21 protein-coding genes are annotated in these 24311 nt (G+C 74.2%); 17 read left to right on the forward strand and 4 right to left on the reverse strand.

The annotated features are described in order from the left end of the window. Window positions 1-128: 128 nt before the first annotated feature. The 15 genes from pyrH (at window position 129) to DOO78_RS03805 (ending at window position 15215) form a co-directional block, all read left to right on the forward strand. Window positions 129-854, forward strand: coding sequence for a UMP kinase (gene pyrH, locus DOO78_RS03735; RefSeq protein ID WP_111468388.1), 726 nt, complete (start codon window positions 129-131; stop codon window positions 852-854). A 321-nt stretch (window positions 855-1175) separates the two neighbouring features. After that, window positions 1176-1748, forward strand: a complete 573-nt coding sequence (frr, locus tag DOO78_RS03740; protein ID WP_111468389.1) for a ribosome recycling factor — start codon at window positions 1176-1178, stop codon at window positions 1746-1748. Between the two features lie 24 nt (window positions 1749-1772). Then, window positions 1773-2534: a polyprenyl diphosphate synthase gene (uppS, locus tag DOO78_RS03745; RefSeq protein ID WP_408887558.1), complete on the forward strand. Its 762-nt coding sequence runs from the start codon at window positions 1773-1775 to the stop codon at window positions 2532-2534. Further along, complete coding sequence (locus DOO78_RS03750) at window positions 2518-3387, forward strand: phosphatidate cytidylyltransferase (RefSeq protein WP_243634342.1); 870 nt, start codon at window positions 2518-2520, stop codon at window positions 3385-3387. The genes uppS and DOO78_RS03750 overlap by 17 nt, the downstream gene beginning before the upstream one ends. A gap of 216 nt (window positions 3388-3603) precedes the next feature. Continuing rightward, the gene (dxr, locus tag DOO78_RS03755; protein WP_111468391.1) at window positions 3604-4767 is read left to right on the forward strand and encodes a 1-deoxy-D-xylulose-5-phosphate reductoisomerase; all 1164 of its coding nucleotides are present in this window, start codon (window positions 3604-3606) and stop codon (window positions 4765-4767) included. 48 nt (window positions 4768-4815) lie between these two features. Next, a complete protein-coding gene (gene rseP, locus DOO78_RS03760) occupies window positions 4816-5946 on the forward strand; it encodes an RIP metalloprotease RseP (RefSeq protein ID WP_243634345.1) in 1131 nt (376 codons plus the stop codon). A gap of 148 nt (window positions 5947-6094) precedes the next feature. Beyond that, window positions 6095-8449, forward strand: a complete 2355-nt coding sequence (gene bamA / locus DOO78_RS03765) for an outer membrane protein assembly factor BamA (RefSeq protein ID WP_243634347.1) — start codon at window positions 6095-6097, stop codon at window positions 8447-8449. A gap of 68 nt (window positions 8450-8517) precedes the next feature. Then, window positions 8518-9264 (forward strand): OmpH family outer membrane protein, encoded by a 747-nt coding sequence (locus tag DOO78_RS03770; protein WP_111468712.1) that lies wholly within the window; start codon window positions 8518-8520, stop codon window positions 9262-9264. A 13-nt stretch (window positions 9265-9277) separates the two neighbouring features. After that, window positions 9278-10297: a UDP-3-O-(3-hydroxymyristoyl)glucosamine N-acyltransferase gene (gene lpxD / locus DOO78_RS03775; RefSeq protein ID WP_111468393.1), complete on the forward strand. Its 1020-nt coding sequence runs from the start codon at window positions 9278-9280 to the stop codon at window positions 10295-10297. A 19-nt stretch (window positions 10298-10316) separates the two neighbouring features. Next, entirely contained in the window at window positions 10317-10805 is a 489-nt protein-coding gene (fabZ, locus tag DOO78_RS03780; protein WP_111468394.1) for a 3-hydroxyacyl-ACP dehydratase FabZ, read from the forward strand. Further along, entirely contained in the window at window positions 10802-11671 is an 870-nt protein-coding gene (lpxA, locus tag DOO78_RS03785; RefSeq protein WP_243634349.1) for an acyl-ACP--UDP-N-acetylglucosamine O-acyltransferase, read from the forward strand. The genes fabZ and lpxA overlap by 4 nt, the downstream gene beginning before the upstream one ends. Further along, complete coding sequence (locus DOO78_RS03790; RefSeq protein ID WP_111468395.1) at window positions 11668-12528, forward strand: LpxI family protein; 861 nt, start codon at window positions 11668-11670, stop codon at window positions 12526-12528. Before lpxA ends, DOO78_RS03790 begins: the two co-directional genes overlap by 4 nt. Continuing rightward, window positions 12525-12914 carry a lactoylglutathione lyase gene (gene gloA / locus DOO78_RS03795; RefSeq protein ID WP_111468396.1) on the forward strand — a complete coding sequence of 130 codons (390 nt, stop codon included), beginning with the start codon at window positions 12525-12527 and terminating at the stop codon, window positions 12912-12914. Before DOO78_RS03790 ends, gloA begins: the two co-directional genes overlap by 4 nt. A gap of 19 nt (window positions 12915-12933) precedes the next feature. Continuing rightward, on the forward strand, window positions 12934-14337 hold the full coding sequence (locus DOO78_RS03800) for a YcjX family protein (protein ID WP_111468397.1): 1404 nt from the start codon (window positions 12934-12936) through the stop codon (window positions 14335-14337). After that, complete coding sequence (locus DOO78_RS03805) at window positions 14334-15215, forward strand: DUF697 domain-containing protein (RefSeq protein ID WP_111468398.1); 882 nt, start codon at window positions 14334-14336, stop codon at window positions 15213-15215. The genes DOO78_RS03800 and DOO78_RS03805 overlap by 4 nt, the downstream gene beginning before the upstream one ends. A gap of 49 nt (window positions 15216-15264) precedes the next feature. Here the strand turns inward: DOO78_RS03805 and DOO78_RS03810 are convergent, their stop codons facing one another. Then, window positions 15265-16224 (reverse strand): tripartite tricarboxylate transporter substrate-binding protein, encoded by a 960-nt coding sequence (locus tag DOO78_RS03810; protein ID WP_165838703.1) that lies wholly within the window; start codon window positions 16222-16224, stop codon window positions 15265-15267. 4 nt (window positions 16225-16228) lie between these two features. Then, window positions 16229-17215: a Bug family tripartite tricarboxylate transporter substrate binding protein gene (locus DOO78_RS03815; protein ID WP_111468400.1), complete on the reverse strand. Its 987-nt coding sequence runs from the start codon at window positions 17213-17215 to the stop codon at window positions 16229-16231. A gap of 118 nt (window positions 17216-17333) precedes the next feature. Here DOO78_RS03815 and DOO78_RS03820 point away from each other — a divergent pair, with 118 nt between their 5' ends. Both DOO78_RS03820 and DOO78_RS03825 read left to right on the forward strand, forming a co-directional pair. Further along, window positions 17334-18422: an isocitrate/isopropylmalate dehydrogenase family protein gene (locus DOO78_RS03820; protein ID WP_111468401.1), complete on the forward strand. Its 1089-nt coding sequence runs from the start codon at window positions 17334-17336 to the stop codon at window positions 18420-18422. Between the two features lie 83 nt (window positions 18423-18505). Next, window positions 18506-20026, forward strand: coding sequence for a flavin monoamine oxidase family protein (locus tag DOO78_RS03825; RefSeq protein WP_165838704.1), 1521 nt, complete (start codon window positions 18506-18508; stop codon window positions 20024-20026). 33 nt (window positions 20027-20059) lie between these two features. On the opposite strand, the gene DOO78_RS03830 is transcribed toward DOO78_RS03825, so the two are convergent. Both DOO78_RS03830 and DOO78_RS03835 read right to left on the reverse strand, forming a co-directional pair. Further along, the gene (locus tag DOO78_RS03830) at window positions 20060-23131 is read right to left on the reverse strand and encodes an efflux RND transporter permease subunit (protein WP_111468403.1); all 3072 of its coding nucleotides are present in this window, start codon (window positions 23129-23131) and stop codon (window positions 20060-20062) included. A gap of 11 nt (window positions 23132-23142) precedes the next feature. After that, window positions 23143-24219: an efflux RND transporter periplasmic adaptor subunit gene (locus tag DOO78_RS03835; protein ID WP_111468404.1), complete on the reverse strand. Its 1077-nt coding sequence runs from the start codon at window positions 24217-24219 to the stop codon at window positions 23143-23145. Between the last annotated feature and the right edge of the window lie 92 nt (window positions 24220-24311).

Consider the following 24311-nt stretch of genomic DNA (forward strand, 5'->3'; position numbering starts at 1 on the left):
GGCGGGGAGGGGGCGATGTGGCTGCCGCGCGATGCAGGGCGGCCATATCGCATCCCCTTGTTGATTCCCGAGCTTGTCCAGGGTTAGTCGGGTGCCTACCTTCAGCCGCTTGCCGTGACGGACCCAGAATGAGCCCCCAGACCAGCTACAAGCGTGTCATGCTCAAGGTGTCCGGCGAGGCACTGATGGGCCAGGGCGATTACGGCCTCGACACCAACACCTGCCGCCGCATCGCGGAGGATGTGAAGGGCGTCGTCGAGCTCGGCGCCGAGGTCTGCCTGGTCATCGGCGGCGGCAACATCTTCCGCGGCATCGCCGGCGCCGCCACCGGGATGGACCGTGCCCAGGCCGACTACATGGGCATGCTGGCGACGGTGATGAACGCGCTGGCCATGCAGTCGGCGCTGGAGAAGGTCGGCGTGCCGACGCGGGTGCAGAGCGCCATCGCCATGCAGTCGGTCTGCGAGCCCTATATCCGCCGCCGGGCGATCCGGCACATGGAGAAGGGCCGGGTCGTCATCTTCGCCGCCGGCACGGGCAATCCCTTCTTCACCACCGACACCGCCGCGGCGCTCCGCGCCGCCGAGATGCAGTGCGACGCGCTGCTGAAGGGCACGCAGGTCGATGGCGTCTATTCGGCGGATCCGCGCAAGAACGCCCAGGCCGAGCGCTACGTGACGCTCACCTATCTCGACATGCTGGCGCGGGACCTCGCGGTCATGGATGCCGCGGCGATCTCGCTCTGCCGCGAGAACAAGCTGCCGATCATCGTCTTCAACATCCACGAGCAGGGCGCCTTCACCTCGGTGATGCGGGGCGAGGGTAATTTCACCACGGTCGTGGAGCAGCAGTAGAGCCGATCCCGATCGGGTGGGAGCACCGGGTTGGGTGAGGAGGCTCTGGGAACGATGGACTGGAGCGCCGGCCGTGCACGCAGGTGAACGGACATGCTCCAGCTGGGTCCCGTCCGGGCGGCAACGCCTCGGCGGGCCCGCGGGCTCCCTGCCGCCGGCTGGGCCTCTCGCCCGGCTGGGGGTAGGAAACGGAAACAGGGGTCGGGACGCCCATGCCGCGGCGAGTCGCGGCGGTGACGGACCGGCCCGCCTGGTGGCGGGCGGCGCGTGGCGTCGGCCTGCGACCCTGCCAGGCGGATCGAGGAACGAGGAGCAGGGGCCATGCCGGCCGACCTCAAGTCGCTGAAGCAGGATCTCACGCGCCGCATGGACGGTGCGATCGAGCTGCTGAAGAAGGAGTTTTCCGGTCTGCGCACCGGCCGCGCCAGCCCGGCGCTGCTCGAGCCCGTGCGGGTCGAGGCCTATGGCAACAACCAGCCGCTGAACCAGCTGGCCAATGTCTCGGTCGCCGGGCCGAGCCTGCTGTCGGTGCAGGTCTGGGACAAGTCGGTGGTCAAGGCGGTCGAGGTCGCCATCCGCGACTCCGGCCTCGGCCTCAACCCGCAGACCGAGGGCCAGGTGATCCGCGTGCCGCTGCCGCCGCTGACCCAGGAGCGCCGCACCGAGCTGGTGCGCACCGCGGCGAAATACGCCGAGAGCGCCAAGGTCGCCGTCCGCGGCGTGCGCCGCGACGGCATGGAGCAGATCAAGGCGCAGGAGAAGGACAAGAAGGCGCCGATCAGCCAGGACGACGCCAAGCATTGGTCCGATGAGGTGCAGAAGCTCACCGACCAGTACATCAAGCAGGTCGACCAGGTGCTCGCCGACAAGGAAAAGGACATCAGGCAGGTCTGAGCCGCGGTGTCCGGTCTTCCCAAGTTGAACCTCGCGCCGCTCGCCTCCGCGCCCGATGTGGCGCCGCGCCGGCCCGGCCATCCGGGCCCGCCGGCCCATGTCGCCATCATCATGGACGGCAACCGCCGCTGGGCGGAGGCGCGCGGCCTGCCCGTGCCGCTTGGCCACAAGGCCGGGGCGGAGGCGGTGCGGCGCACCATCGAGGCCTGCATCCAGGAGGGCATCGGCTGGCTGACCCTCTTCGCCTTCTCCTCGGAGAACTGGCTGCGGCCGATCGAGGAGGTGCGGGCGCTCACCGGCCTGCTGCGGCTCTATCTGCGGGCCGAGGTGGCGACGCTGGCGCGGGAGGGCATCCGGCTGCGGGTGATCGGCGACCGCGCCCGCTTTGGCCTCGAGACCATGCATGAGATCGAGCGCGCCGAGGCGCAGACGGCGGGCGGCACGCGGCTGAACCTCACCGTCGCCCTCTCCTATGGCGGCCGCGGCGAGATCGTCGCCGCCGCCCGCGCGGTGGCGGAGGCGGCGCGGGATGGCCGGCTCGACCCGGCCACGCTGGACGAGACGAGCTTCGGCGGCCGGCTCTTCACCGCGGGCATGCCCGACCCCGACCTCATCATCCGCACCTCGGGCGAGCAGCGGCTGTCGAATTTCCTGCTCTGGCAGGCCGCCTATGCCGAGTTCGTCTTCCAGGACGTGCTCTGGCCGGATTACGGCGCCGATTGCCTCGGCCAGGCGATCCGCGAATTCGGCCGCCGGGAACGGCGCTACGGTGCCCGCGCTGGCTGACGCGCCCCCCCGCCACGGCTCCCTGGTCGCGCGCTGGCCGGATCTGCGCAAGCGGATCCTCTCGGCCGCGCTGCTCGGCCCGGCGGCGCTGCTCTGCATCTGGCTCGGCGCCGAGGCCTGGGCCGCGCTGATGGCGGCGGCGGTGGCGCTGCTGGCCTGGGAATGGGTGCGGCTCTGCGGCTTCTCCACCCGGCGCCTGCCCGGGCTCGCGGTGCCGATCCTGGTGCTCGGCGCCGGGACCCTGGCCGTCGAGGCCGCCTGGGGCTGGGCCCTCGGCCTGCTCGTCCTCGGCTTCCTCGGCCTCTGGGCCCTCGGCCCGCCGGCCGGGCAGCGGCAGTCCCGGCTCGGCTTCTGGCTCGCCTTCGGCGTGCTCTATATCGGCCTCGCGGGCGTCGCCCTGATCCATCTGCGCGGCGATGCCGCGGTCGGCCGCTGGAACGTGCTGTTCCTCTTCCTCCTCGTCTGGGCGAGCGATATCGGCGCCTATGTCGCCGGCCGGCGCTTCGGCGGCCCGAAGCTCGCCCCGGCGATCTCGCCGAACAAGACCTGGACCGGTGCCGCGGGGGGGCTGGTCTCGGCCTTCCTCGTCGCGCTGCTGGCGGTGGCGGCGATCGAGGGCGGTGCGCCGCCCGTCGGCCGGGTGGCGCTGCTCGCCCTGCTGCTCGGCGTCACCGCCCAGGCCGGGGACCTGTTCGAGAGCTGGATCAAGCGCCGCTTCCAGGTGAAGGACAGCTCGGCCCTGATCCCCGGCCATGGCGGGCTGCTCGACCGGCTGGACGCGGTGCTGACGGCGGCGCCGGTCGCCGCCCTGTTGGGCGTTCTGCTCGGTCCTGGGGCAGCGCTGTGGCATTGATGCCACGGATCGGGGGGCGTACCGCTTGCGCAAGCCACCTGGCGCCTGCCATGAGGCGGCCCTGGCCGGCATTGTCCCGCCGGGCGTCCCGAGGCTCGGCGGTCTCGGGACAGGCCGGTGGATGATGGTGAAGCGGCTGGCAAGCAAGGGTTTCAGGGCGATGCGAAGCGGGTCTCCAGGATGCGTGCTGGCGCCGGAAGCAGGGCGGACCGCCCCATGAAGCGCCTCACCATCCTCGGCAGCACCGGCTCGGTCGGGCGCAGCACCCTGGCCCTGGTGGAGGCCGCGGCGCCGGGCGCCTATGCCATCGAGGCGCTGGTCGCCGGGCGCGACGTCGCGGCGCTCGCCGACCAGGCCCGGCGCGTCCGGCCGCGGCTGGCGGTCGTCGCCGATCCGGAGGCGGGGGCGGCGCTGCGCGAGGCGCTGGCCGGCACCGGCATCGAAACCGCCGCCGGCCCCGCGGCCGTGCTGGAGGCGGCGGCGCGGCCGGCCGACTGGACCATGGCGGCCATCGTCGGCAGCGCCGGGCTGCCATCCGCCCTCGCGGTGCTGCGCCGCGGCGGCACCCTGGCCCTGGCCAACAAGGAGACGCTCGTCTGCGCCGGCGAGGTGGTGCTGGCCGAGGCGGCGCGCACCGGCGCCCGGCTGCTGCCGGTCGATTCCGAGCACAACGCCATCTTCCAGGCGCTCGATGCCCGCGACCCGGCGATGATCGAGAAGATCGTGCTGACCGCCTCGGGCGGGCCCTTCCGCACCGCCGAGCCCGCCGCCATGCGGGCCGCGACGCCGGAGCAGGCGGTGCGCCACCCGATCTGGTCCATGGGGGCGAAGATCTCGGTCGATTCCGCCACCATGATGAACAAGGGCCTCGAGTTGATCGAGGCGGCGCGGCTCTTCCCGGTGCCCGAGAGCCGCATCGAGATGCTGGTCCACCCGCAATCCGCGGTGCATGGCATGGTGCAGTACGCCGACGGATCGATCCTCGCCCAGCTCGGCACGCCGGACATGCGTACCCCGATCGCGCATTGCCTCGCCTGGCCCGAGCGCATGCCGGTCAGCCTGCCGCGGCTCGACCTCGCCAGCCTCGGCCGCCTCGAATTCTTCGCCCCCGACCCGCTGCGCTTCCCGGCGCTGCGCCTGGCGCGGGAGGCGTTGCAGGCCGGGGCCGGCGCACCCACTATCCTCAATGCCGCGAACGAGGTGGCGGTCGCGCTGTTCCTGGCCCGCCGGCTCGGCTTCCTCGACATCGCGGCGGTGGTGGAGGAGGCGCTCGACCGCCTCGGCGCGCCGGCCATCCCCGGCCTCGATGCGGTGCTGGCCCTCGACGAGGCCGCCCGGGCCGAGGCCGGCCGGATCGCCGCCCGCCGCGCCGCGGCCTGACGCGCAACGCTTTCCGACGCCGCGCCGCGCCGGCTGGAGGACCGATCCTTGGAGAGTCTCGGCTACCTGTGGAATGCGCTGCCGGCCCTGCCGCGCACGCTGCTCGCCTTCGCCGTCGTGCTCGGCGTGCTGGTCTTCGTGCATGAGCTCGGCCACTACCTCGCGGCGCGCTGGCGCGGCGTGCATGTCGAGGCCTTCTCCATCGGCTTCGGCCGGCCGGTGCTGCGGGGCCGCGACCGCCATGGCACGGAGTGGCGCCTCGGCTGGATCCCGCTCGGCGGCTACGTGAAGATGCATGGCCAGGAGACGCCGGAGGATGCGCCGCCCGAGGTGCGCGCCACCTGGCAGCCGGGCCGGACCTTCCACGGCAAGTCGGTCGGCAGCCGGGCGATCGTGGTCGCCGCCGGGCCGATCGCCAATTTCCTGCTCGCCATGGTGCTCTTCGCCGGGCTGTTCATGACCGCCGGCCGGCCGGTGAGCAACACCAGCCTCGCCGCCGTTGTCGAGGCCTCGGCCGCGGCGCGGGCCGGGCTGCGGCCGGGCGACGAGATCCTGGCGCTCGACGACCGCAAGGTGACGCGGTTCGAGCAGGTGCAGCGCTACGTGCAGCAGCGCCCCGGGCAGCCGATCGCGCTGCATCTCCGGCGCGACGGCGGGGAGACCACCGTGACGGTGGTGCCGGAGGCGCGCGAGGGCGGTGGCGGCACGGTCGGGGTGCTCGGCGTCCAGGGCGGCGCGGTGCGGTTCGAGCGGCTCGATCCCTTCTCGGCGGCCGCGGCCGGCGTCGCGCAGACCGCCGACATCACCTGGCAGACCCTGGCCGGCATCGGCGAGATGATCGTCGGCAAGCGCAGCGCGAAGGAGCTCGGCGGCCCGATCCGGATCGCCGAGATCAGCGGCGAGGCCGCCTCGCTCGGCATGGGCGCGCTGGTCAACCTGATGGCCGTGCTCTCGGTCAGCCTCGGCCTGCTCAACCTCTTCCCGATTCCCGTCCTCGATGGCGGCCACCTGATGTTCTACGCCGCCGAGGCGATCCGCGGCCGGCCCCTGCCGCCGCGGATCCAGGAATACGGCTTCCGCGCCGGCTTCGCGCTGCTCATCGCGCTGTTCCTCTTCGCGTCGAGGAACGACATCGTCGAGGGCGGCGTCGGCCGCTTCGTCGCACGCCTCTTCGGCTGAGCGCGGATCGGCCCCGGCGGCCGACGGGATGCCGCCGGGCCACGCCGGCGGCATCCCGGATCGGGGCTGCAGCGGGTGGGGTGGCGGGGCGGGGGTGCTACGGCTATTCTCCGCGCCGCCAGCGATCCCCAGCCGCACGGGTCCGAACTTGTCCCTCTCGCCTCGCGTCCTCCTGCTTGCCACCGCCTGCCTGACGCCGGCCCTGCTGCCCATCGCGGCGGAGGCGCAATCGCGTGCCAGGGCCCCGGCCTCTGCTGCGCCGCAGCGTGCCTCGGCCTCGGGCCTCGTCCAGGCCATCGACGTGCGCGGGAACCAGCGCATCGAGGCGGACACTATCCGCTCCTACATGCTGCTGCAGCCGGGCGACGTCTTCGACGCCGACCGGCTGGACCGTAGCCTGAAGTCGCTCTTCGCCACGGGCCTCTTCAAGGACGTGCAGGTGCGGCACGAGGGCAACCGCGTCGTCGTCGAGGTGCAGGAGAATCCGATCGTCAACCGCGTGGCCTTCGAGGGCAACCGGAAGATCTCGGACGACGTGCTGCGCAACGAGGTGCAGATGCGCGCCCGCGCCGTCTTCACGCCGCAGGCGGTGCAGGCGGACCGGCAGCGCGTCCAGGAGCTCTATGCCCGCCGCGGCCGCTTTGCCGCGGTGGTCGAGCCGAAGCTGATCGAGCTCGACCAGAACCGCGTCGACGTGATCTACGAGATCCAGGAAGGCGACGCGGCGCTGGTCGCCCGCATCAACTTCGTCGGCAACCACGAATACAGCGACAGCAAGCTCCGCGAGATCGTGGCGACGAAGGAGCAGGCCTGGTACCGCATCTTCTCCTCCTCGGACCAATTCGACCCGGAGCGGCTGTCCTTCGACCGGGAGTTGCTGCGTCGCTTCTATCTCCGCAACGGCTATGCGGACATCCAGATCACCAACGCGACCGCGGAGCTGGCGCCGGACCGCAGCGGCTTCTTCATCACCTATACGATCGACGAGGGGCCACGCTACAAGGTCGGCAAGGTCGAGGTCATCTCGAACCTGCGCAACCTCGATGCCGCCAGCGTCCGTCGCCTGGTCGATATCGACACCGACGACTGGTATGACGGCGACAGCGTCGAGCGGGTCGCGCAATCGCTGCAGGATGCGGTCAACCTGCGCGGCTTCCCCTTCGTCGACGTGCAGCCGCGCATCCAGCGCGACCGTGAGGCGCGCCGCGTCGACCTGACCTTCGAGATCAATGAGGCGCCGCGCGTCTATGTCGAGCGCATCGACATCAACGGCAACACCCGCACCCAGGACCGGGTGATCCGCCGCGAATTCCGCATCGCCGAGGGCGACGCCTTCAACGCCGCGCAGATCCGCCGGTCGCGCCAGCGCATCCGCGACCTCGGCTACTTCTCCGACGTCCAGGTCAGCTCGGCGCCCGGCTCGGCCCCCGACCGCGCGGTGCTGACCACCCAGGTCGCCGAGCGGGCGACCGGCGAGGTCTCGATCGGCGGCGGCTACTCGACGGATGCCGGCGCGCTCGCCGATGTCGGCCTGCGCGAGCGCAACCTGCTCGGCACCGGCATCGACGCGCGCATCAACGGCACCCTGGCGCAGCGCCGCAGCCAGCTCGACCTCTCGGTCACCGATCCCTACTTCCTCGACCGCAACCTCGCGGCCGGCGCCGACATCTTCTTCGTGCAGCGCAACCTGCTCAGCATCTCGGCCTACCGCGAGCGGCGCGCCGGCTTCGCCATCCGGGCCGGCTACGCCTTCAACGACCGGCTGCGGCAGACCTGGGCCTATACCCTCGTCGACCGGGAGGTCTACGACATCGCCTCCAACGCCTCGCGCTACATCCAGGAGCAGAAGGGCGAGACGCTGCTGTCGCAGATCGGCCAGACCCTGACTTACGACTTCCGCGACTCGATCATCGACCCGCGGCGCGGCGGCGTGGCGCGCCTCGGCACCGACTTCGCCGGCATCGGCGGCGACGTGGCCTATATCCGCGCCCGGCTCGACGGCACCTACTACATCCCCTTCGAGCAGTATCTCGGCGACCCGGATTACGTGCTCTCCATCTCCGCCGGCGTCGGCTATCTCGAGCCGCTCTTCGGCAAGAACGAGCGCATCATCGACCGCTTCTTCCTCGGCGGCGAGAACCTGCGCGGCTTCCGGATCGCCGGCGCCGGGCCGCGCGACCTCGATACGCGCGACAGCCTCGGCGGTCGGTTTATCTGGACCCAGAGCACGGAGATGCGCTACCCGCTGCCCCTGCCGGCCGAACTCGGGCTGGTGGGCCGGGCCTTCGTGGATGTCGGTGCGCTGTCGCAACTGGACAAGAGCTCGCCGACCCTGGCGGGCGTGCGGATCGCCGATGACGGCTCGCCGCGGGTCGGCGCCGGCGTCGGCATCTCCTGGCGGAGCCCCTTCGGCCTGATCAACATCGACCTGGCCCAGGCCGTGGTGAAGAAGTCCTACGACGAGACGCAGGTCTTCCGCTTCGGCTTCGGCACCCGCTTCTGATCACGGGAACTCCCCAGCTCATGTGCCTCACGCTCGTTCCGGCCCGGTCGGTGACCCGTCTCCTGGCCATGGCCGCGCCCCTCCTGCTGACTGCCCTGCCGGCGGCGGCGCAGCAGCAGGAATGGTTCGTGCCCAACCAGGGCCAACAGCAGCAGCAGCAACCGCAGCGCGGCCAGCGCCCGGCGCAGCCGAGCCAGGCGCAGCAGCAGCAGCGCCAGGCGCCGGCCACGGCGACCCAGGCGCCGCCGCCGCTGCCGCCCGGCCAGCAGCCGCCCAGCGCGGTGATCGGCATCGTCGACGTGCCCGAGATCCAGCGCGTCTCCACCGCCTTCACCCAGGTGCGCGACGAGATCGAGCGGCGGCGCCAGCGCCTCAACGACGATCTGCAGCGCGAGCAGAACAACTGGCGCGAGCAGCAGCAGCAGCTGGCGAACCAGCGCGCCGCCATGCCGGCGGAACAGCTCCGCGAGCGGGAGCGGGCGCTGCAGGACCGCATCACCGACAGCCAGCGCATCTTCCGCGAACGCAGCCGCAGCATCGAGCAGGCGGCGCAGCAGGCGCTCACCGAGATCGAGCAGACGCTCGGCGGCGTCATCCGCCAGGTCGCGGCCAGCCGCAAGGTGAACCTCGTGCTGCCGCGGCCGCTCGTCATCTTCAACGACCCGCCCTTCGACCTCACCGAGGAGGTGGCGCAGCAGTTCAACAAGGTGCTGAAGAGCGTGAACATGCCGCCGGAGTCGAGCGGCACCGAGGCGCCGGCCACGGCCAACGCGCCGGCGCGCCCGGCCGCGCCGGCCGCGCAGCAGCGGCGCTGAGCGGGCCGGCGGCGTGGCGGATCCGCGCTTCTTCCCCGGCAGCGGCGCGCAGCGCCTGAGCGATGTCGCCGCCGCCGCCGGGGCGAGCTTCACCGGCGATCCCGGGCGGGTCTTCACCGGCGTCGCGCCGCTGCAATCGGCCGGGCCAGGGGATGTCAGCTTCCTCGACAACCGCCGCTATGCCGGGCTGCTGGCGACGACGCAGGCGGGCGCCGTGGTGCTCGCCCCGGCCTTCGCCGCGCAGGTGCCGGCGGGGGCCGTCGCGCTGGTGACGCCGCAGCCCTATCTCGGCTTCGCCCGCGTCGCCCGGCTGCTGCATCCCCCGCCGGCGCCGGTGCCCGGCGTGCATGCCACGGCCGTGGTGGCGCCGGATGCGACGATCGGGGCGGGGACCGAGATCGGCCCCTATGCGGTGATCGGCGCCGGGGCGCGGATCGGCAGCAACTGCATCATCCACGCGCACGCAACGATCGGGCCGGCGGTCGAGATCGGCGAGGACTGCCGGCTGCACGCCCATTGCAGCGTCAGCCACGCCATCCTCGGGCGCGGGGTGGTGCTGCATCCGGGGGTGCGCATCGGCCAGGAGGGCTTCGGCTTCGCCCCGACGCCGGAAGGCGGCTTCGAAACGATGCCGCAACTGGGCCGCGTCCTGCTCGGCGATTACGTCGAGGTCGGGGCGAATTCCTGCATCGACCGGGGCAGCCAGGGCGACACCGTGATCGGCCCCGGGACCCGCCTCGACAACCTCGTGCAGATCGGGCACAACGTCCATACCGGGCGCGGCTGCGTGATCGTTGGGCAGGCGGGCATTTCGGGCTCCACGACGCTTGAGGATTACGTGACCGTTGCGGCGCAAGCGGGGCTGACGGGGCATCTCCGTATCGGCGCGCAGGCGCGGATCGGCGCCCAGGCCGGCGTCATGAACGACGTGCCGGCCAAGACCGACGTGATCGGCAGCCCCTCCATGCCCGTGCGGGAATTCTGGCGTGCCATGGCGAAGCTGAAGAAGCTGGGTACCGGGCGAGAGGGCTGAGGGAAGGCAGACGAGGACCATGGACGCGAGCGAGGCGCAGGCGGCGGTGGCCGCAGGCCCGGCGACGGTGGAGGCTTTCGATATCGCGCAGATCATGCGCGCGATTCCGCACCGCTATCCCTTCCTGATGGTGGACCGCGTGGTGGAGGTGCACAAGAACGCCTCCGCCATCGGCATCAAGAACGTCACCATCAACGAGAATTTCTTCCAGGGGCATTTCCCCGAGCATCCCGTGATGCCCGGCGTGCTGATCATCGAGTGCATGGCCCAGACCGCGGCCGTCCTGGTGGTCGAGACGCTCGGCCCCGAGGCGCGCGGCAAGCTCGTCTATTTCATGACCGTCGAGAACGCCAAATTCCGCAAGCCCGTGGTCCCCGGCGACCAGATGCGCGTGCATGTGGTCAAGGAGAAGCAGCGCGCCAACATCTGGAAATTCACCGCCGAAGCCAAGGTCGACGACAAGGTGGTCGCGGAAGCCACCTATGCGGCGATGATCCTGGACCGTTGAGCGCCTTGCCACAGATCGACCCGACGGCGCAGATCGCGCCCGGCGCCAGCATCGCGGAGGGCGCGGTCATCGGCGCCGGCTGCCGGATCGGCCCCTATTGCAGCCTCGGCCCCGAGGTCGTCCTCGAGGAGGGCGTCGAGCTCGTCTCGCATGTGGTGATCGAGGGCGCGACGCGGATCGGCGCGCGCAGCCGCATCCTGCCCTTCGCCTCCATCGGCACGCCGCCGCAGGACCTGAAGTACAAGAACGAGCCGACGCGCTGCGAGGTCGGCGCCGGCTGCCTGATCCGCGAGGGTGCGACCATCCACCGCGCCAGCGTCGGCGGCGCCGGCCTCACCCGCGTCGGCGCCGGCTGCATGCTGATGGCGCAGGCGCATGTCGGGCATGACTGCCTCCTCGGCGACGGCGTCATCCTCGCCAACAACGTCATGCTCGGCGGCCATGTGCTGGTCGGCGACGGCGCCTTCATCGGCGGCGGCGCGGCGGTGCACCAGACGGTGCGGATCGGCCGGCTGGCGATGGTGAGCGGCCTCGCCGGCGTCACCAACGACATCCCGCCCTTCGGCTATGTCTTCGGCCTGCCGGCCCGCCTCGTCGGCTTCAACAAGATCGGGCTGCTGCGCCGCGGCGTCTCGCGCGACCAGCTTCGCATCCTGCGCCAGGCCAACAACCTGCTGTTCAAGGAGCCCGGCGAGTTCGCCGCCAAGCTCGACCAGGCGGCGGCGCGTTGGCCGGAGGAGGCGCTGGTGCAGGAGGTGATCGCCTTCGTGCGCGACACCACGCGCCGCCGGCAGCTCGTGCGGCCGGGCCGGATGACGGCGCCCGAGCTCGGCGGCATCGATGAGGAGAACGGGGAGGGGGTGTGAGCCCCGAGCCCCTCGGCCTCCTCGCCGGCGGCGGCCAAGTGCCGCTGCAGGTCGCCCGTACCGCCCGCGCCGCCGGGCGTCCCGTGCATGTGGTCGCGCTCGAAGGCTGGGCCGACCAGGACTGGTCGGGCTTCCCGGTCCTGCGCGAGCGGCCGGGCGCCGCCGGGCGCATCCTCGGCCATCTGCGCGGCCAGGGCGTGCGGCAGCTCGTCCTGGTCGGGCGGGCGCAGCGCCCCTCCTTCCTCTCCCTGCGGCCGGATGCGGCCGGCGCCCGCCTGCTCGCCCGCATCGGCCGCGCCTTCTTCGCCGGCGATGACGGGCTGTTGCGCGCCGTCGCCCGGGCGCTGGAGGAGGAGGGGTTCGAGATCGTCCCGCCCCAGGCCGTGCTGCAGGACATCCTGCCGCCCGCCGGGCTGCTGACCCGCGCCGGCCCGGATGCCGCCGCCCGCGCCGACATCGCCCGCGGCATCGCCGTGGTGCGGGCGCTCGGCGCCGTCGATGTCGGCCAGGGCGCAGTGATCCAGCAGGGCCTCGTCCTCGGCGTCGAGGCGATCGAGGGCACCGATGCGCTGCTCGCGCGTTGCGCCGGGCTGAAGCGGCAGGGGCCGGCGGGGCGGCGGGATGGCGTGCTGGTCAAGCTGGTCAAGCCCGGGCAGGATCGCCGCCTCGACCTGCCGACGGTCGGGCCCGAGACCATCCGGGGCGCCGCCGCGGCCGGGCTCGCCGGCATCGCCATCGAGGCGGGCGGCACCATCCTCGTGGATCGGGCCGGCACGCTCGCGGCGGCGGAGGCGGCCGGGCTGTTCGTCATCGCCATCGACCCCGAGCGCCACACGACAACGGAGAGGACGCCATGAGCAAGTTCCTGCACACCATGATCCGGGTCGGCAACCTCGATCGCAGCGTGAAATTCTACACCGAGCTGCTGGGGATGAAGGAGCTGCGCCGCCGCGACGTGCCGGAGGGCAAGTACACGCTCGCCTTCCTCGGCTATGGCGAGGGCAATGCCGAGGGCCAGGGCGAGATCGAGCTTACCTACAACTACGGCACCGAGGCATACGACCAGGGCAATGCCTTCGGCCACCTCGCGGTCGGCGTGCCCGATGTCGCCGGCACCTGCGAGAAGGTGCGCGCCGGCGGCGGCAAGGTGACGCGCGAGGCCGGGCCGGTGAAATTCGGCACCACCATCATCGCCTTCGTGGAAGACCCCGACGGCTACAAGATCGAGCTGATCCAGCGCTGAGCCTGCCAGCGCGGCACGCATGTCGGGCCTGCTCGATCCCTTCGGCCTGTTGCGCGACGCCGCCTGGGGGGCGGAGCGGCTGGGCCGCTCCCTCATCGGCCAGGAGCGCATCCGGCTTGCCGTCACCGGCCTGACGCGGGCCGGCAAGACCGTCTTCCTCACCTCGCTGCTGGCCAACCTGCTGGCGGCGGGGCGGGGCCGCCGCACCCTGCCGGCGCTGGAGGCGCTGGCCGGGTCGCGGCTGCGCGCCGTCCGCCCGGCGCCCGCCGGGGTGGAGGGGCTGCCGCGCTTCGACGTCGCCGCGCATCTCGCCGCGCTCGCCGCCGACCCGCCCGCCTGGCCGGCGCGGACGGAGGATCTCTCGACCCTCGAGCTGGTGCTGGAGCTGGACCGGCAGAGCATGCTGGGCGGGCTGCTCGGCACCCGCACGGTGACGCTGGAACTGCTCGACTATCCCGGCGAATGGCTGCTCGACCTGCCGATGCTGGGCGAGGACTATGCCGCCTGGTCCACCGCGACCCTGGCCCGGCTGCGGCGCGGCCGGCGGGCCGAGGCCGCGGCCGAGTTCCTCGCCTTCGTCGATGCCCTGCCGCCCGGCGCCGCGGCGGAGGACAGCCTGGCGCGGCGCGGCTTCACGCTCTACCGCGACACGCTGCGCGCCTGCCGCGACCGGCTCGGCTTCCGCTTCCTGCAGCCCGGCCGCCTGCTCAATCCCGGCCCGCGCGGCGAGACGCCGCTGCTCTGGTTCTTCCCGCTGCCGCAGCCGGCCCGCGGCGGCCTCGCCACGCTGCTCGCCGAGCGGCACCGCGCCTATGTCGAGGCGCAGCGGCGCGACTTCTTCGAGCCCTATTTCCGCCGCTTCGAGCGCCAGGCCGTGCTGGTCGACGTGCTCGGCGCGCTGCATGCCGGGCGCGACGCCTTCGAGGACACGGCCGAGGCGCTGGCGGCGATCGCCGCGGCGCTGCGCTATGGCGGCGGCTGGCTCGATTGGCTGACCGGCACCGGCGTCGACCGCGTCGCCTTCGTCGCCACCAAGGCGGACCATGTCCCCGAGCGGCAGCGCGACGCGCTCGCCGCCCTGCTCGGGCATCTGGTGGCGGCGCCGCAGGGCCGGGCGACGAGCGCCGGCGTCACCACCAGCGTGCATGCCCTGGCCTCCATCCGCTGCACCCAGGACGATGTGGCGACGCTGGACGGGCGGCCGGTCGCCGCGGTGCGCGGCCTGCTGCTCGGCAGCGGCCGCGTCGCCAAGGTCTATCCCGGCGAGATCCCGTTGCGGCCGCCCGATCCCGCCTTCTGGGAGCATGGCTTCTTCGAGATGCCGGAATTCCAGCCGCCGAAGCTCGACCCCGCCGGCGGCTCGGGCGTGCCGCATCTCGGCCTCGACACCCTGCTGGCGGCGCTGATCGGAGACGTGCTGTGAGCGAGCCTCCCCCGCCTGCCGGCCCGCGCGTGATCCTCGAGGAGGAGACCCGCGCCCCGGCGCCACGGCTCGATTTCGAGTGGGAGCAGGCGGTGGTGCCGGTGGCGGCGCCGCGGCCCTCGGTGCGCTGGTCGGGCATCGGCCGGCTGTTCGGCGGGCTGGCGCTGCTTGGCGGCGGGCTGGCGGCGCTGGATGCGGCCAATTTCGTCGCCGACCAGTTCGGCCGTGGGCCGGTGCAGGGCTGGGCGACGCTCGGCGTCGTCGCCGGCGGCCTCGCCTTGCTCGGCGGCGGCGCCTGGCGGGAGCTGCGCGGCCTAGCGAGCATCCGCGCCGTCGACCGTGCCCGCGGCGCCTTCCTGCGCGGCGACCTCGAGACCGCCCGGGCGGAGGCGCTGCGCTGGGCCGGCTCGGTGCAGGAGGCGGCGGCGCTGCAGCCAGCGATCCGCAACGCCGCCAGCGTCGAGGAGCTGCGGGCGCTGCTGCACCCGGCGCTGGCGACCCTGGAGGCACGGGCCGCGGTGCTCGGCCGCAACGCGGCGGTGCAGTCCTTCGCCGTCACCGCCATCAGCCCCTCGCCGGGGCTGGATGCGCTGATCTTCGCCTGGCGTGGCGTGCGGCTGGTGCGGCAGGTGGCGGCGCTGCACGGGCTGCGGCCGGGGCTGGCGGGCACGCTGGCGCTGCTGCGCCGCACCCTGCTGGATGCCGCGACGGTCGCGGCCACGGATGTCGCCGTCGATGCCGCGGCGCGGGCCCTGCTCTCCAACCGGCTGCTAGAGCAGTTCGCCGGCGAGGCGGCGGCCGGGGCGGTGGCGGCGCGGCGCATGCTGCGCCTGGCCCGGGTCGCCGCCGAGGCCTGCCGCGTGGTGCCGCCGGGGTGAATGCCCCACGACACCGCTGCGCGGCTTCACGGAGGCATCATGCCCCCTCTCACTCCGCCTTGATGCCGGCCTTCTCCGCCACGCCGCGCCAGAAGGCGATCTCGCGCCGCACCTGCGCCGCATAGTCCTCCGGGCCGCTGGCCACCACGCTGTAGCCCTGGCTCTCCAGCCGCGCGCGCAAGGCCGGCTCGCGCGCCGGGGCGAGGAGCAGCGCATGCAGCCGCTCGACCACCGTCGCCGGCACGCCGGCCGGCAGGATGAAGCCCCATTCGCCGAGCACGTCGACCGCCGGCAACCCCGCCTCCGCCATGCTCGGCACCTCGGGCAGCAGTGGCGTGCGCGCCGCGCCGGTGACCGCGAGCGCCCGCAGCCTGCCGCCCTGCACATGGCCGAGCGCGGAGGAGAGGGCGGCGAAGCCATAGGGCGTCTCGCCCGCCACCAGCGCCGCGAGCTGCGGCCCGCCGCCGCGATAGCCGATCGGGGTGATCTCGCGCCCCGTCGCCAGCTGCAGCTGCACCACGGCCAGATGCGTCGGCGCGCCGATGCCGCCATGCGAGAGGCCGAGCCCGGGCCGCCGCGCCGCCTCCGCCAGCACCTCGTCCACGCTCCGCGCCGCGGCGCCGGGATGGGCGAGCAGCAGCGCCGGCGAGGTCACGGCGAGGCCGAGGAAGCCCAGATCGCGCTCGGTGTCGTAGGGCAGCTTCCCCGCCAGCAGGCTCGGGTTCAGCGCCAGCGCGTTGTCGGCGGTGCCGATCGTGTAGCCATCGGGCGCCGCGGTGGCGACGGCCTGGGTCCCCGGCACCGTCGCGCCGCCGCCGCGATTCTCGACCGGGAAGCCCTGGCCGGAGAGCTCGCCCGCCCGCTGCGCCAGGATGCGGGCCACGATGTCGCTGCTGCCGCCCGGCCCATAGGGCACGAGGATGCGCACCGGCCGCGCCGGGAAGGCCTCGGCGCGGGCCAGGCGGGCAGCCGGCAGCAGCGCGCCGGCGAGCAGCCCGCGGCGGCGCATCCCCTCAGCCCTCCAGCCGGACATGCGCGATGCGGGCGATCTCGCGCCATTGCGCGATCTCGCGCCGGACGAAATCCCCGAAGGCCTCGGGCGTCCCCGGCGCGGCGGTGCCGCCGAGCTCGATGAAGCGCGCCTGCATGGCCGGCTCGCGCAGGATGGCGTTGAGGTCGGTATTGACCCGGCGCAGCACCGATTCCGGCAGCCCCGCCGGGCCGCAGAGCCCGGCCCAGCCGAAGGCGCCGTAGCCGGGCGCGACCGTCTCGGCGATGGTCGGCACCGCCGGGAGCTGCGGCGCCCGCTCCGGCGTCGTCACCGCGAGCGGGACGACCTTGCCCGACTGGATGTGCGGCAGGGCCGCGGCGACGCTGTCGAACATCAGCGGCACGTTGCCGGCGAGCAGGTCGGCCATGGCCGGCCCGCTGCCACGGTAATGCACCATGTTGAAGCGGGTGCCGGTGCGATGGGCGAAGAGCTCGGCCGACATGTGCTGGCTGGTGGCCGGGCCGGCGGTGGCGAGGTCGATGCCGCCGGGCCGCGCCTTCGCCGCCTCCACCAGCGCCGCCGCCGTCCGCGCCGGGAAGGAGGGATGCGCCACGATCAGCAGCGGCAGCACCACCACGTTGCCGATGAAGGCGAAGTCGCGCTCGGCATCATAGGGCAGGCGCGGCAGCACCGAGGGGTTGATGCCGAGGGTGCCGGAGGTGCCGGCGGTCAGCGTGTAGCCGTCCGGCGCGGCGCGGGCGCCGGCCTCGAGCGCCGGGGCGCCGGCGCCGCCGCCGCGGTTCTCCACCACCACGCGCTGCGGCCAGCGGCGGGAGAGCTCGTCGGCATAGAGCCGGGTGAAGAGGTCGGCCGCCTGGCCGGGCGGGAAGGGGACGATGATGCGGACCGGCTTCTCCGGCCAGTCCGCCTGGGCCCGCGCGGGGCCGGCGGGGCGCAGCAGCGCCGCCGCCGTCGCGGCCAGCAGCGCATCGCGTCTCGTCCATGCCATCCCTGTCCCTCCCGGAGCCTTTGCCGCAGGATAGGGCCGGTTGCCCTGGGCTGGGAACGGCCGCCGGCGGGGGCCGGCACGGCGCCCCGGGATGCGGGCAGGGAGGAGAAGGCAGGCCATGGCGGGCGCGAATTCGGTACGGCTGGCGGTGCTGCCGGGCGACGGCATCGGCACCGAGGTGACGGAGGCGACGCTCGCGGTGCTCGAGCCGCTGGCGCAGCGGCATGGCCTCGGCATCACGGTCGAGACCCTGCCGGCCGGCGCCTTCCACTACCGCGAGACCGGCGAGGCCTTCCCGGAAAGCAGCTTCCGCGCCGCCCGGGCGGCGGATGCCATCCTGCTCGGCGCCATGGGCTGGCCCGGCATCCGCTACGCCGATGGCACCGAGATCGCGCCGCAGCTCGATCTCCGTTTCCGCCTCGGCCTCTATGCCGGCGTCCGGCCGGTGCGCGCCATTCCCGGCGTGCCGGTGGCGCTCGCCGATCCGCGGGCGCGGGACATCGACCTCGTGCTGATCCGCGAGAGCACGGAGGGGCTGTTCCATTCCCGCGGCAAGGGGCTGGTGACCGAGGAGCTGGCCGAGGAGACGCTGCGCATCACCCGCGCGACCACCGAGAAGCTGGCGCGCTTCGCCTTCCGCCTCGCCGAGCGGCGGGCGGCGCAGCGCGGCCGGCCCGGACGGGTGACGCTGGTCGACAAGGCGAACGTGTTCCGCGCCTTCGCCTTCATGCGTGGCGTCTTCGACGGCGTGGCGAAGGCGTTCCCCGACATCGCCAGCGGCCATCACTACGTCGACGCCATGGCGCTCGACCTGATCCGCCGGCCCTGGGATTTCGACGTGCTGCCGACGGAGAACATGTTCGGCGACATCCTCTCCGACCTCGGCGCCGGGCTGGTCGGCGGCATGGGCTTCTCGCCCTCGGCCGATATCGGCGACGCGCATGCGGTGTTCCAGCCGGCGCACGGCACCGCGCCCGACATCGCCGGCAAGGGCATCGCCAACCCGACCGCGACGCTGCTCTCGGCGGCGATGATGCTGGACTGGCTGGCGGCGCGCGGCGCCGGGCAGGCCTATGCCGATGCCGCGACGGAGCTGGAGGCGGCGGTGGACGCGGCCTTCGGCGAGGGGCTGCGCACCGCCGATATCGGCGGCCGCGACGGCACCGCGGCGGTGGCCCGGGCAGTCGCCGACCGCATCGGCGGATGAGCAGGCCGGCGGGCCGGCCTCCCGGCCGGTCTCCGGACGGGCACGGGCCGGCGGGCCTCAGCCGGCGCGCGCTGCTCGAGGGCGTGGCCGCCGCGGGCGGGGCGGGCGCCGTCATCGCCACCCTCGCCGCGCTTGGCGGCCTGCCCGCGACCCCGGCGCGCGCCGCGGCGCCGGCTCTGCCGCGCGACGGCAGGCGGGTGCTGGTCGTTGGCGGCGGCATCGCCGGGCTGGTGGCGGCGCATGAGATGCGCCGCGCCGGCTGGTCGGTGCGGCTGCTGGAGGCGGCGCCGCGGCTCGGCGGCCGCTGCCTGACGCTGCGCGGCGGCGACGCGGTCGCGGAGAGCGACGGGCCCGGGCAGCGGGTCGCCTGGGACCGGGCGCCGCATCTCTACTTCAACGCCGGCGCCGCCCGCATCCCGCACCATCACCGCGGCATCCTCGGCTATTGCCGCGCGCTCGGCGTGCCGCTGGAGGTGCTGGTCAACGAGAACCGCGCCGCCCTGGTCGAGGCGCCGAATGGGGCACCAAGCGGGGCGGTGCCGCTGCGCCGCGTGCAGGCCGATCTGCGCGGGCTGGTGGCGGAGCTGGCGGTGAAGGGCCTCGGGGCCGGCGCGCTGCCCGGGCCGCTCTCGGCGGCGGAGCTGGAGGGGCTGCGGCGGGCGCTGCGGTCCTGGGGCGCGCTGGAGGAGGATCTGCGGTATCGCGGCAGCGCCCGGGCGGGTTGGGCTGTGCCGCCCGGCGCCGGTGCCGAGGCGCCGCAGCCGCTCGCTCCGCTCGATCCGCGGGTGCTGTTGCAGCCCGGGCTCTGGCGTGCCGCCGGCTTCGCCGAGGGCATCGACTACCAGGCGACGATGCTGCAGCCGGTGGGCGGCATGGACCGCATCGCCCTGGCGCTCGGCCAGGCGCTCGGCGATGCGGTGACGACCGGCGCCGAGCTGCTGTCGCTGCGGCGGGTGGAGGGCGGCGCCCGCGCCACCTGGCGCGCGGCGGATGGCGCGCGGCGCGAGGCGGTGGTGCCGGCGGTGCTGCTCGCCCTGCCGGCGCCGGTGCTGGCGCGGCTGGACACCGACCTCTCGCCCGGGCGCCGGGCGGCGCTGGCGGCGCTGCCCCAGGCCGGGGCCCTCAAGCTTGCCTTCCTCGCCCGGCGGCGCTTCTGGGAGGAGGATGCGGCGATCTATGGCGGCATCTCCTGGCTGGCGCGCGACGCCACCCAGATCTGGTATCCGAGCCATGGGTTCCATGCGGCCGGGGGCGTGCTGCTCGGCGCCTATGTCTGGGACGAGGCCGTCGCCGGGCGGATCGCCGGCCTCGATCCCGCGGCGCGCGGCGCGGCGATGGCCGCCGATGGCGAGGCGCTGCATCCCGGCTATGCGAGCGAGACCGCCGCCCCGGTCTCCGTCGCCTGGGGGCGGATGCCGCGGGCGCTCGGGGCCTGGGCGGACTGGACGCCGGCGCAGCGGGCGCGCGACCAGGCGATGCTGCAGGCCCCGGAGGGCCCCTATCATTTCGCCGGGGACCACCTCTCCTGGCTGCCCGGCTGGCAGGAGGGGGCGGTCCTCTCCGCCTGGGGCGCGCTCGAGGGGCTGGCGCGGCCCGTGCCGTAGGGGGCCCGTGCCATGGTCCCCGCCGCGGCGTGCCTACTCCGCGGCCAGGGTCGTCAGGCCGGCCGGGACGGCCGCCCGCCGCGTCCGCAGCGCCAGCCCGTAGAGCGCCGGCGCCACGAGCAGCGTGGCCAGGGTGCCGAGCGTCAGCCCGCCGATCATGGCGATCGCCATCGGCCCCCAGAAGACCGAATGCGCCAGCGGCACGAAGGCGAGCACCGCGGCGAGGGCGGTCAGCGTCACCGGGCGGGCGCGGCGCACCGTGCTCTCGATGATCGCCCGCCGCAGCTCGCTGCCGGCCGCGAGGTCCTGCCGCACCTGATCGACCAGGATGATCGTGTTGCGCATGATCATCCCGGCCAGGGCGATGACGCCGAGCAGCGCCACGAAGCCGAAGGGGCTGTCGGTCGCCAGCAGCGCCGCCGCGGCGCCCGGCAGGCCGAGCGGGGCGGTGGCGAGCACCAGCAGGGTGCGGCCGGCATGCCGGAGCTGCCACATCAGCAGCAGCAGCATGGCGCCGAGCATCGCCGGGAAGAGGGCGTAGAGGGCGGCATTGGCCTTGGCGCTCTCCTCGGTCGCGCCGCCGGTGACGATCCGCACCCCGCGGGGCAGCCGGGCCTGCAGCGCCTCGAGGCGCGGCAGGGCCGCCGCCGTGACGTCCGGCCCCTGCAGCCCATCGGCGACATCGGCGCGGATGGTGAGGAAGAGCTCGCGGTTGCGGCGCCAGAGGATCGGCTCCTCCATCACCGGCTCCAGCCGGGCGAGCTGGGCGAGCGGCACCGCGCCGGCCGGAGTCGGCAGGGTGAGGTCGGCGAAGCTGGCCAGCGCCAGCCGCTCCGCCGCCGGGGTGCGCACCACCACGTCGACCAGCCGGTTGCCCTCCCGCAGCTGCGTCGCCGTGGTGCCGGAGAGCAGCCCCTGCAAGGCCTGGGCGACGCCCGCGGGGGAGAGGCCGAGCTGCGCCAGGCGCTCCGGGTCGAGGACGATGCGCAGGCCCGGCGCCCGCTCCCCCCAGGCGAGCTGCACGTCGCGCGTGCCGGGCGTGGCGCGGAGCGCGGCGGCGACCTCGTCGGCGACCCGGCGCAGCTCCGCGATCTCCGGCCCCTGCACCCGGAACTGCACCGGGAAGCCGACGGGCGGGCCGAATTCGAGCCGCGAGACGCGCAGCCGCGCCTCCGGCACCAGCCCGTCCTCGGCCAGCCGGCGCAGCCGGGCCAGCAGCCGCTCGCGCGCCGCGAGATCGGGGGTGAGGATGACCAGCTTGGCGAAGGCCTCGTTCGGCAGGTCGGGGTTGAGGGCGAGGAAGAAGCGCGGCGCGCCGGCGCCGAGATAGGTGGTGACGCTCCGCGCATCCGGGTCGCCCTGCAGCGCCGCCTCGATCCGCTCGGCGGCGGCGCGCGTCGCCGGCAGGCCGGCGCCCTGGCGCAGCGTGACATCGACCAGCAGCTCCAGCCGCGCCGAGGTCGGGAAGAATTGCTGCCGCGTCGCCGCCAGCCCGGCGAGGCCGGCGCCGAGCACGATCGCCGTGGCGCCGAGCACGGGCAGGCGGTGGTCCACGCACCAGCCGACGACCCGGCGCAGCAGGCGGTGGGCGCGTCCCTGGTAGCCCTCGCCATGCGGCGCCCGGGCCGCCGCGGCCGGCAGCAGGCGGACGCCGAGATAGGGCGTGAAGAGCACGGCGACGAGCCAGGAGGCGATGAGCGCCGCCCCCACCACCCAGAAGAGGCCGCCGGCATATTCGCCGGCGGTCGAGGCGGCGAAGCCGACCGGCAGGAAGCCGGCGACGGTCACCAGCGTGCCGGAGAGCATGGGGAAGGCGGTCGAGGTCCAGGCGAAGCTCGCGGCCCGCACCCGGTCCCAGCCCTGCTCCAGCCGCACCACCATGGCCTCGATGCTGATGATGGCGTCGTCGACCAGCAGGCCGAGGGAGAGGATCAGCGCGCCGAGGCTGATCCGCTCCAGCTCCGTTCCCCAGGCCCACATCACCAGGAAGACGATGGCCAGCGTCAGCGGCACCGAGAGGGCGACGACGATGCCGGCGCGCAGGCCGAGGGAGAGGACGGAGACCAGCATCACCACGGCGAGGGCGGCGGCGAATTTCAGCAGGAATTCCCCGACGCTCTCGGCCACCACCTGCGGCTGGTCGGCGACCACCGCGAGGGAGAGGCCGACCGGCAGCTCGGCCCGGAGCTGCGCCAGCGCCTCCTCCACCTCCCGGCCGAGGGCGAGCACGTCGAAGCCGGCCCGCTTGGCGAGGCCGATCAGCACCGCCGGCTGCCCCTGGTGGCGGATCTCGGTGGCGGGCGGATCGGCCAGGCCGCGGCTGACCTTGGCGATGTCGCCGAGCCGAAGGGTCCGGTCGCCGCTCGCGACCGGCACGGCGCGGATGGCGGCGAGGCCGTCGAAGCCGGGATCGCCGCGGAGATGGATGCGCGAGGAGCCGGTCTCGGCGATGCCGGCGGGGGCGACGGCGTTGTGCCGGGCCAGCGCCTCGGTGATGGCCGCGGGCGGGATGGCGAGGGTGGCGAGGCGGCGATGCGAGACATCGACAAAGACGCGCTGCGCCTCCTCGCCGAAGATCGCCACCTTGCCGGCGCCCTCGAGCTGCAGCAGCCGCAGCCGGATCCGCTCGGCCTGGCGCACCAGCTCGGGGTTGTCGGCGCCGGTCAGGGCGACGACCACCGCATAGACATCGGAATACTCGTCGTCGAAGGCGGGCCCCTGCACGCCGGCCGGCAGGCTGGCATGGATGTCGGCGAGCTTCTTGCGCACCTGGTACCAGAGCTGCGGCACCTCGCGCGGCGGCGTGGTGTCGCGCAGCACCACGGTGGTGACCACCGAGCCGGGGCGGCTGAAGGTCTGGACATGGTCGAGCCAGGGCAGGTCCTGCAGCTTGCTCTCGATGCGGTCGGCGACCTGGGCCTGCATCGCCTCGGCGGTCGCGCCCGGCCATTGCGCCGAGACGACCATCAGCTTGATGGTGAAGCCCGGATCCTCGGCGCGCCCGAGCCGGAGATAGGCGAGGGCGCCCGCGGCGGCGAGGAGGAGGAGCAGGAAGAGGGTGAGCGCGCCGTTGCGCACCCCCCATTCCGACAGGTTGAACCGCATCCCCTGCCGCCTCAGCGCAGCGTCGCCGCGGCGCGCAGGCCGGCGATGCGGACGCGGCTCGTCGGGTCGAGGAGCTGCGGGCCGAGCGCCACCACCCGGTCGCCCTCGGCGAGCGCGCCGCGCAGCGCGGCCGTGACCTCGCCGAGCGAGACCACCTCCACCGGCACCGCGGCGATGCGGCCCTCGGCCACCCGCCAGACCATGGGGCCCTCACCGCGGTCGTGCAGGGCGGAGAGGGGGAGGGTCGCCAGCGTCTCGCCCGGCGCCTCGGTGAGCACCGTGCCGGTCATGCCGAGCGCGATCCAGTCCGGTGCCTCGGGCAGGGCGAAGCGGGCGGTGTAGGTGCGGAGCGCCGTCTCCGCCTGCGGCGCCAGCTCGCGCAGGCGGGCCGGCAGCGAGAGGCCGGGATGCGCCCAGAACTGCGCCGCCGCGCTGGCCGCGGCGAGGCGCGCGACGGCCGCCTCCGGCACCTGCACGACCAGCTCGCGCTCCTCCGGGTTGGCCAGGCGGAAGACCGGCTGCCCCTCGGCCACCACCTGTCCCGCTTCGGCGAGCAGGGCGGTGACCACGCCATTGCCCGGGGCGCGCAGCAGCGCATAGTCGAGCCGGCGGCGGGCGAGGTCGAGGGCGGCGCGGGTCGCGGCGGCCCGTTCGGCGGCGCTGCGGGCGGCGGCGATGCGCTGGTCGTCATAGGCGATGGAGACATGGCCGGCGGCGCGGAGCGCCTTCGAGCGCGAGGCCTCCGCCGCGGCCTGCCGGGCCTGCGCCTCGGCCGCCGAGAGGTCCGCCTCGGCGGCGCGCATGGCGAGCGAGAGATCCGCCTCCTCGATCCGCGCCAGCGGCTGGCCGGCCACGACCTTCTGCCCGACCTCGACCAGCCTGGCGGTGATCCGGCCGCCGGCGCGGAAGGCGATGTCGGCCTCGTGCCGGGCCCGGACCACGCCGGTGAAGGCATGCGCCTCGGTCGCCGGGGCCAGATGGACCTCGGCCACCTGGACCGGCCGCGGCCGCTCGGCCTCCGGCTGCGGCGCGCTTTCGGCCTTGCAGCCGGCGAGGGCGAGCGGCGCGAGCAGCAGGAGGTGGCGCATGGGCTGGCTCCGCACGGCCGGAGGTCGGATGACGTGCGGGCCGAGGATCGGTCGATCCTCGCCGGAGCGCGCCCTTCACGGCCGGAGAGCGC

It is taken from the genome of Roseicella frigidaeris (assembly GCF_003258945.1).
In the GTDB taxonomy this organism is placed as follows: domain Bacteria; phylum Pseudomonadota; class Alphaproteobacteria; order Acetobacterales; family Acetobacteraceae; genus Paracraurococcus; species Paracraurococcus frigidaeris.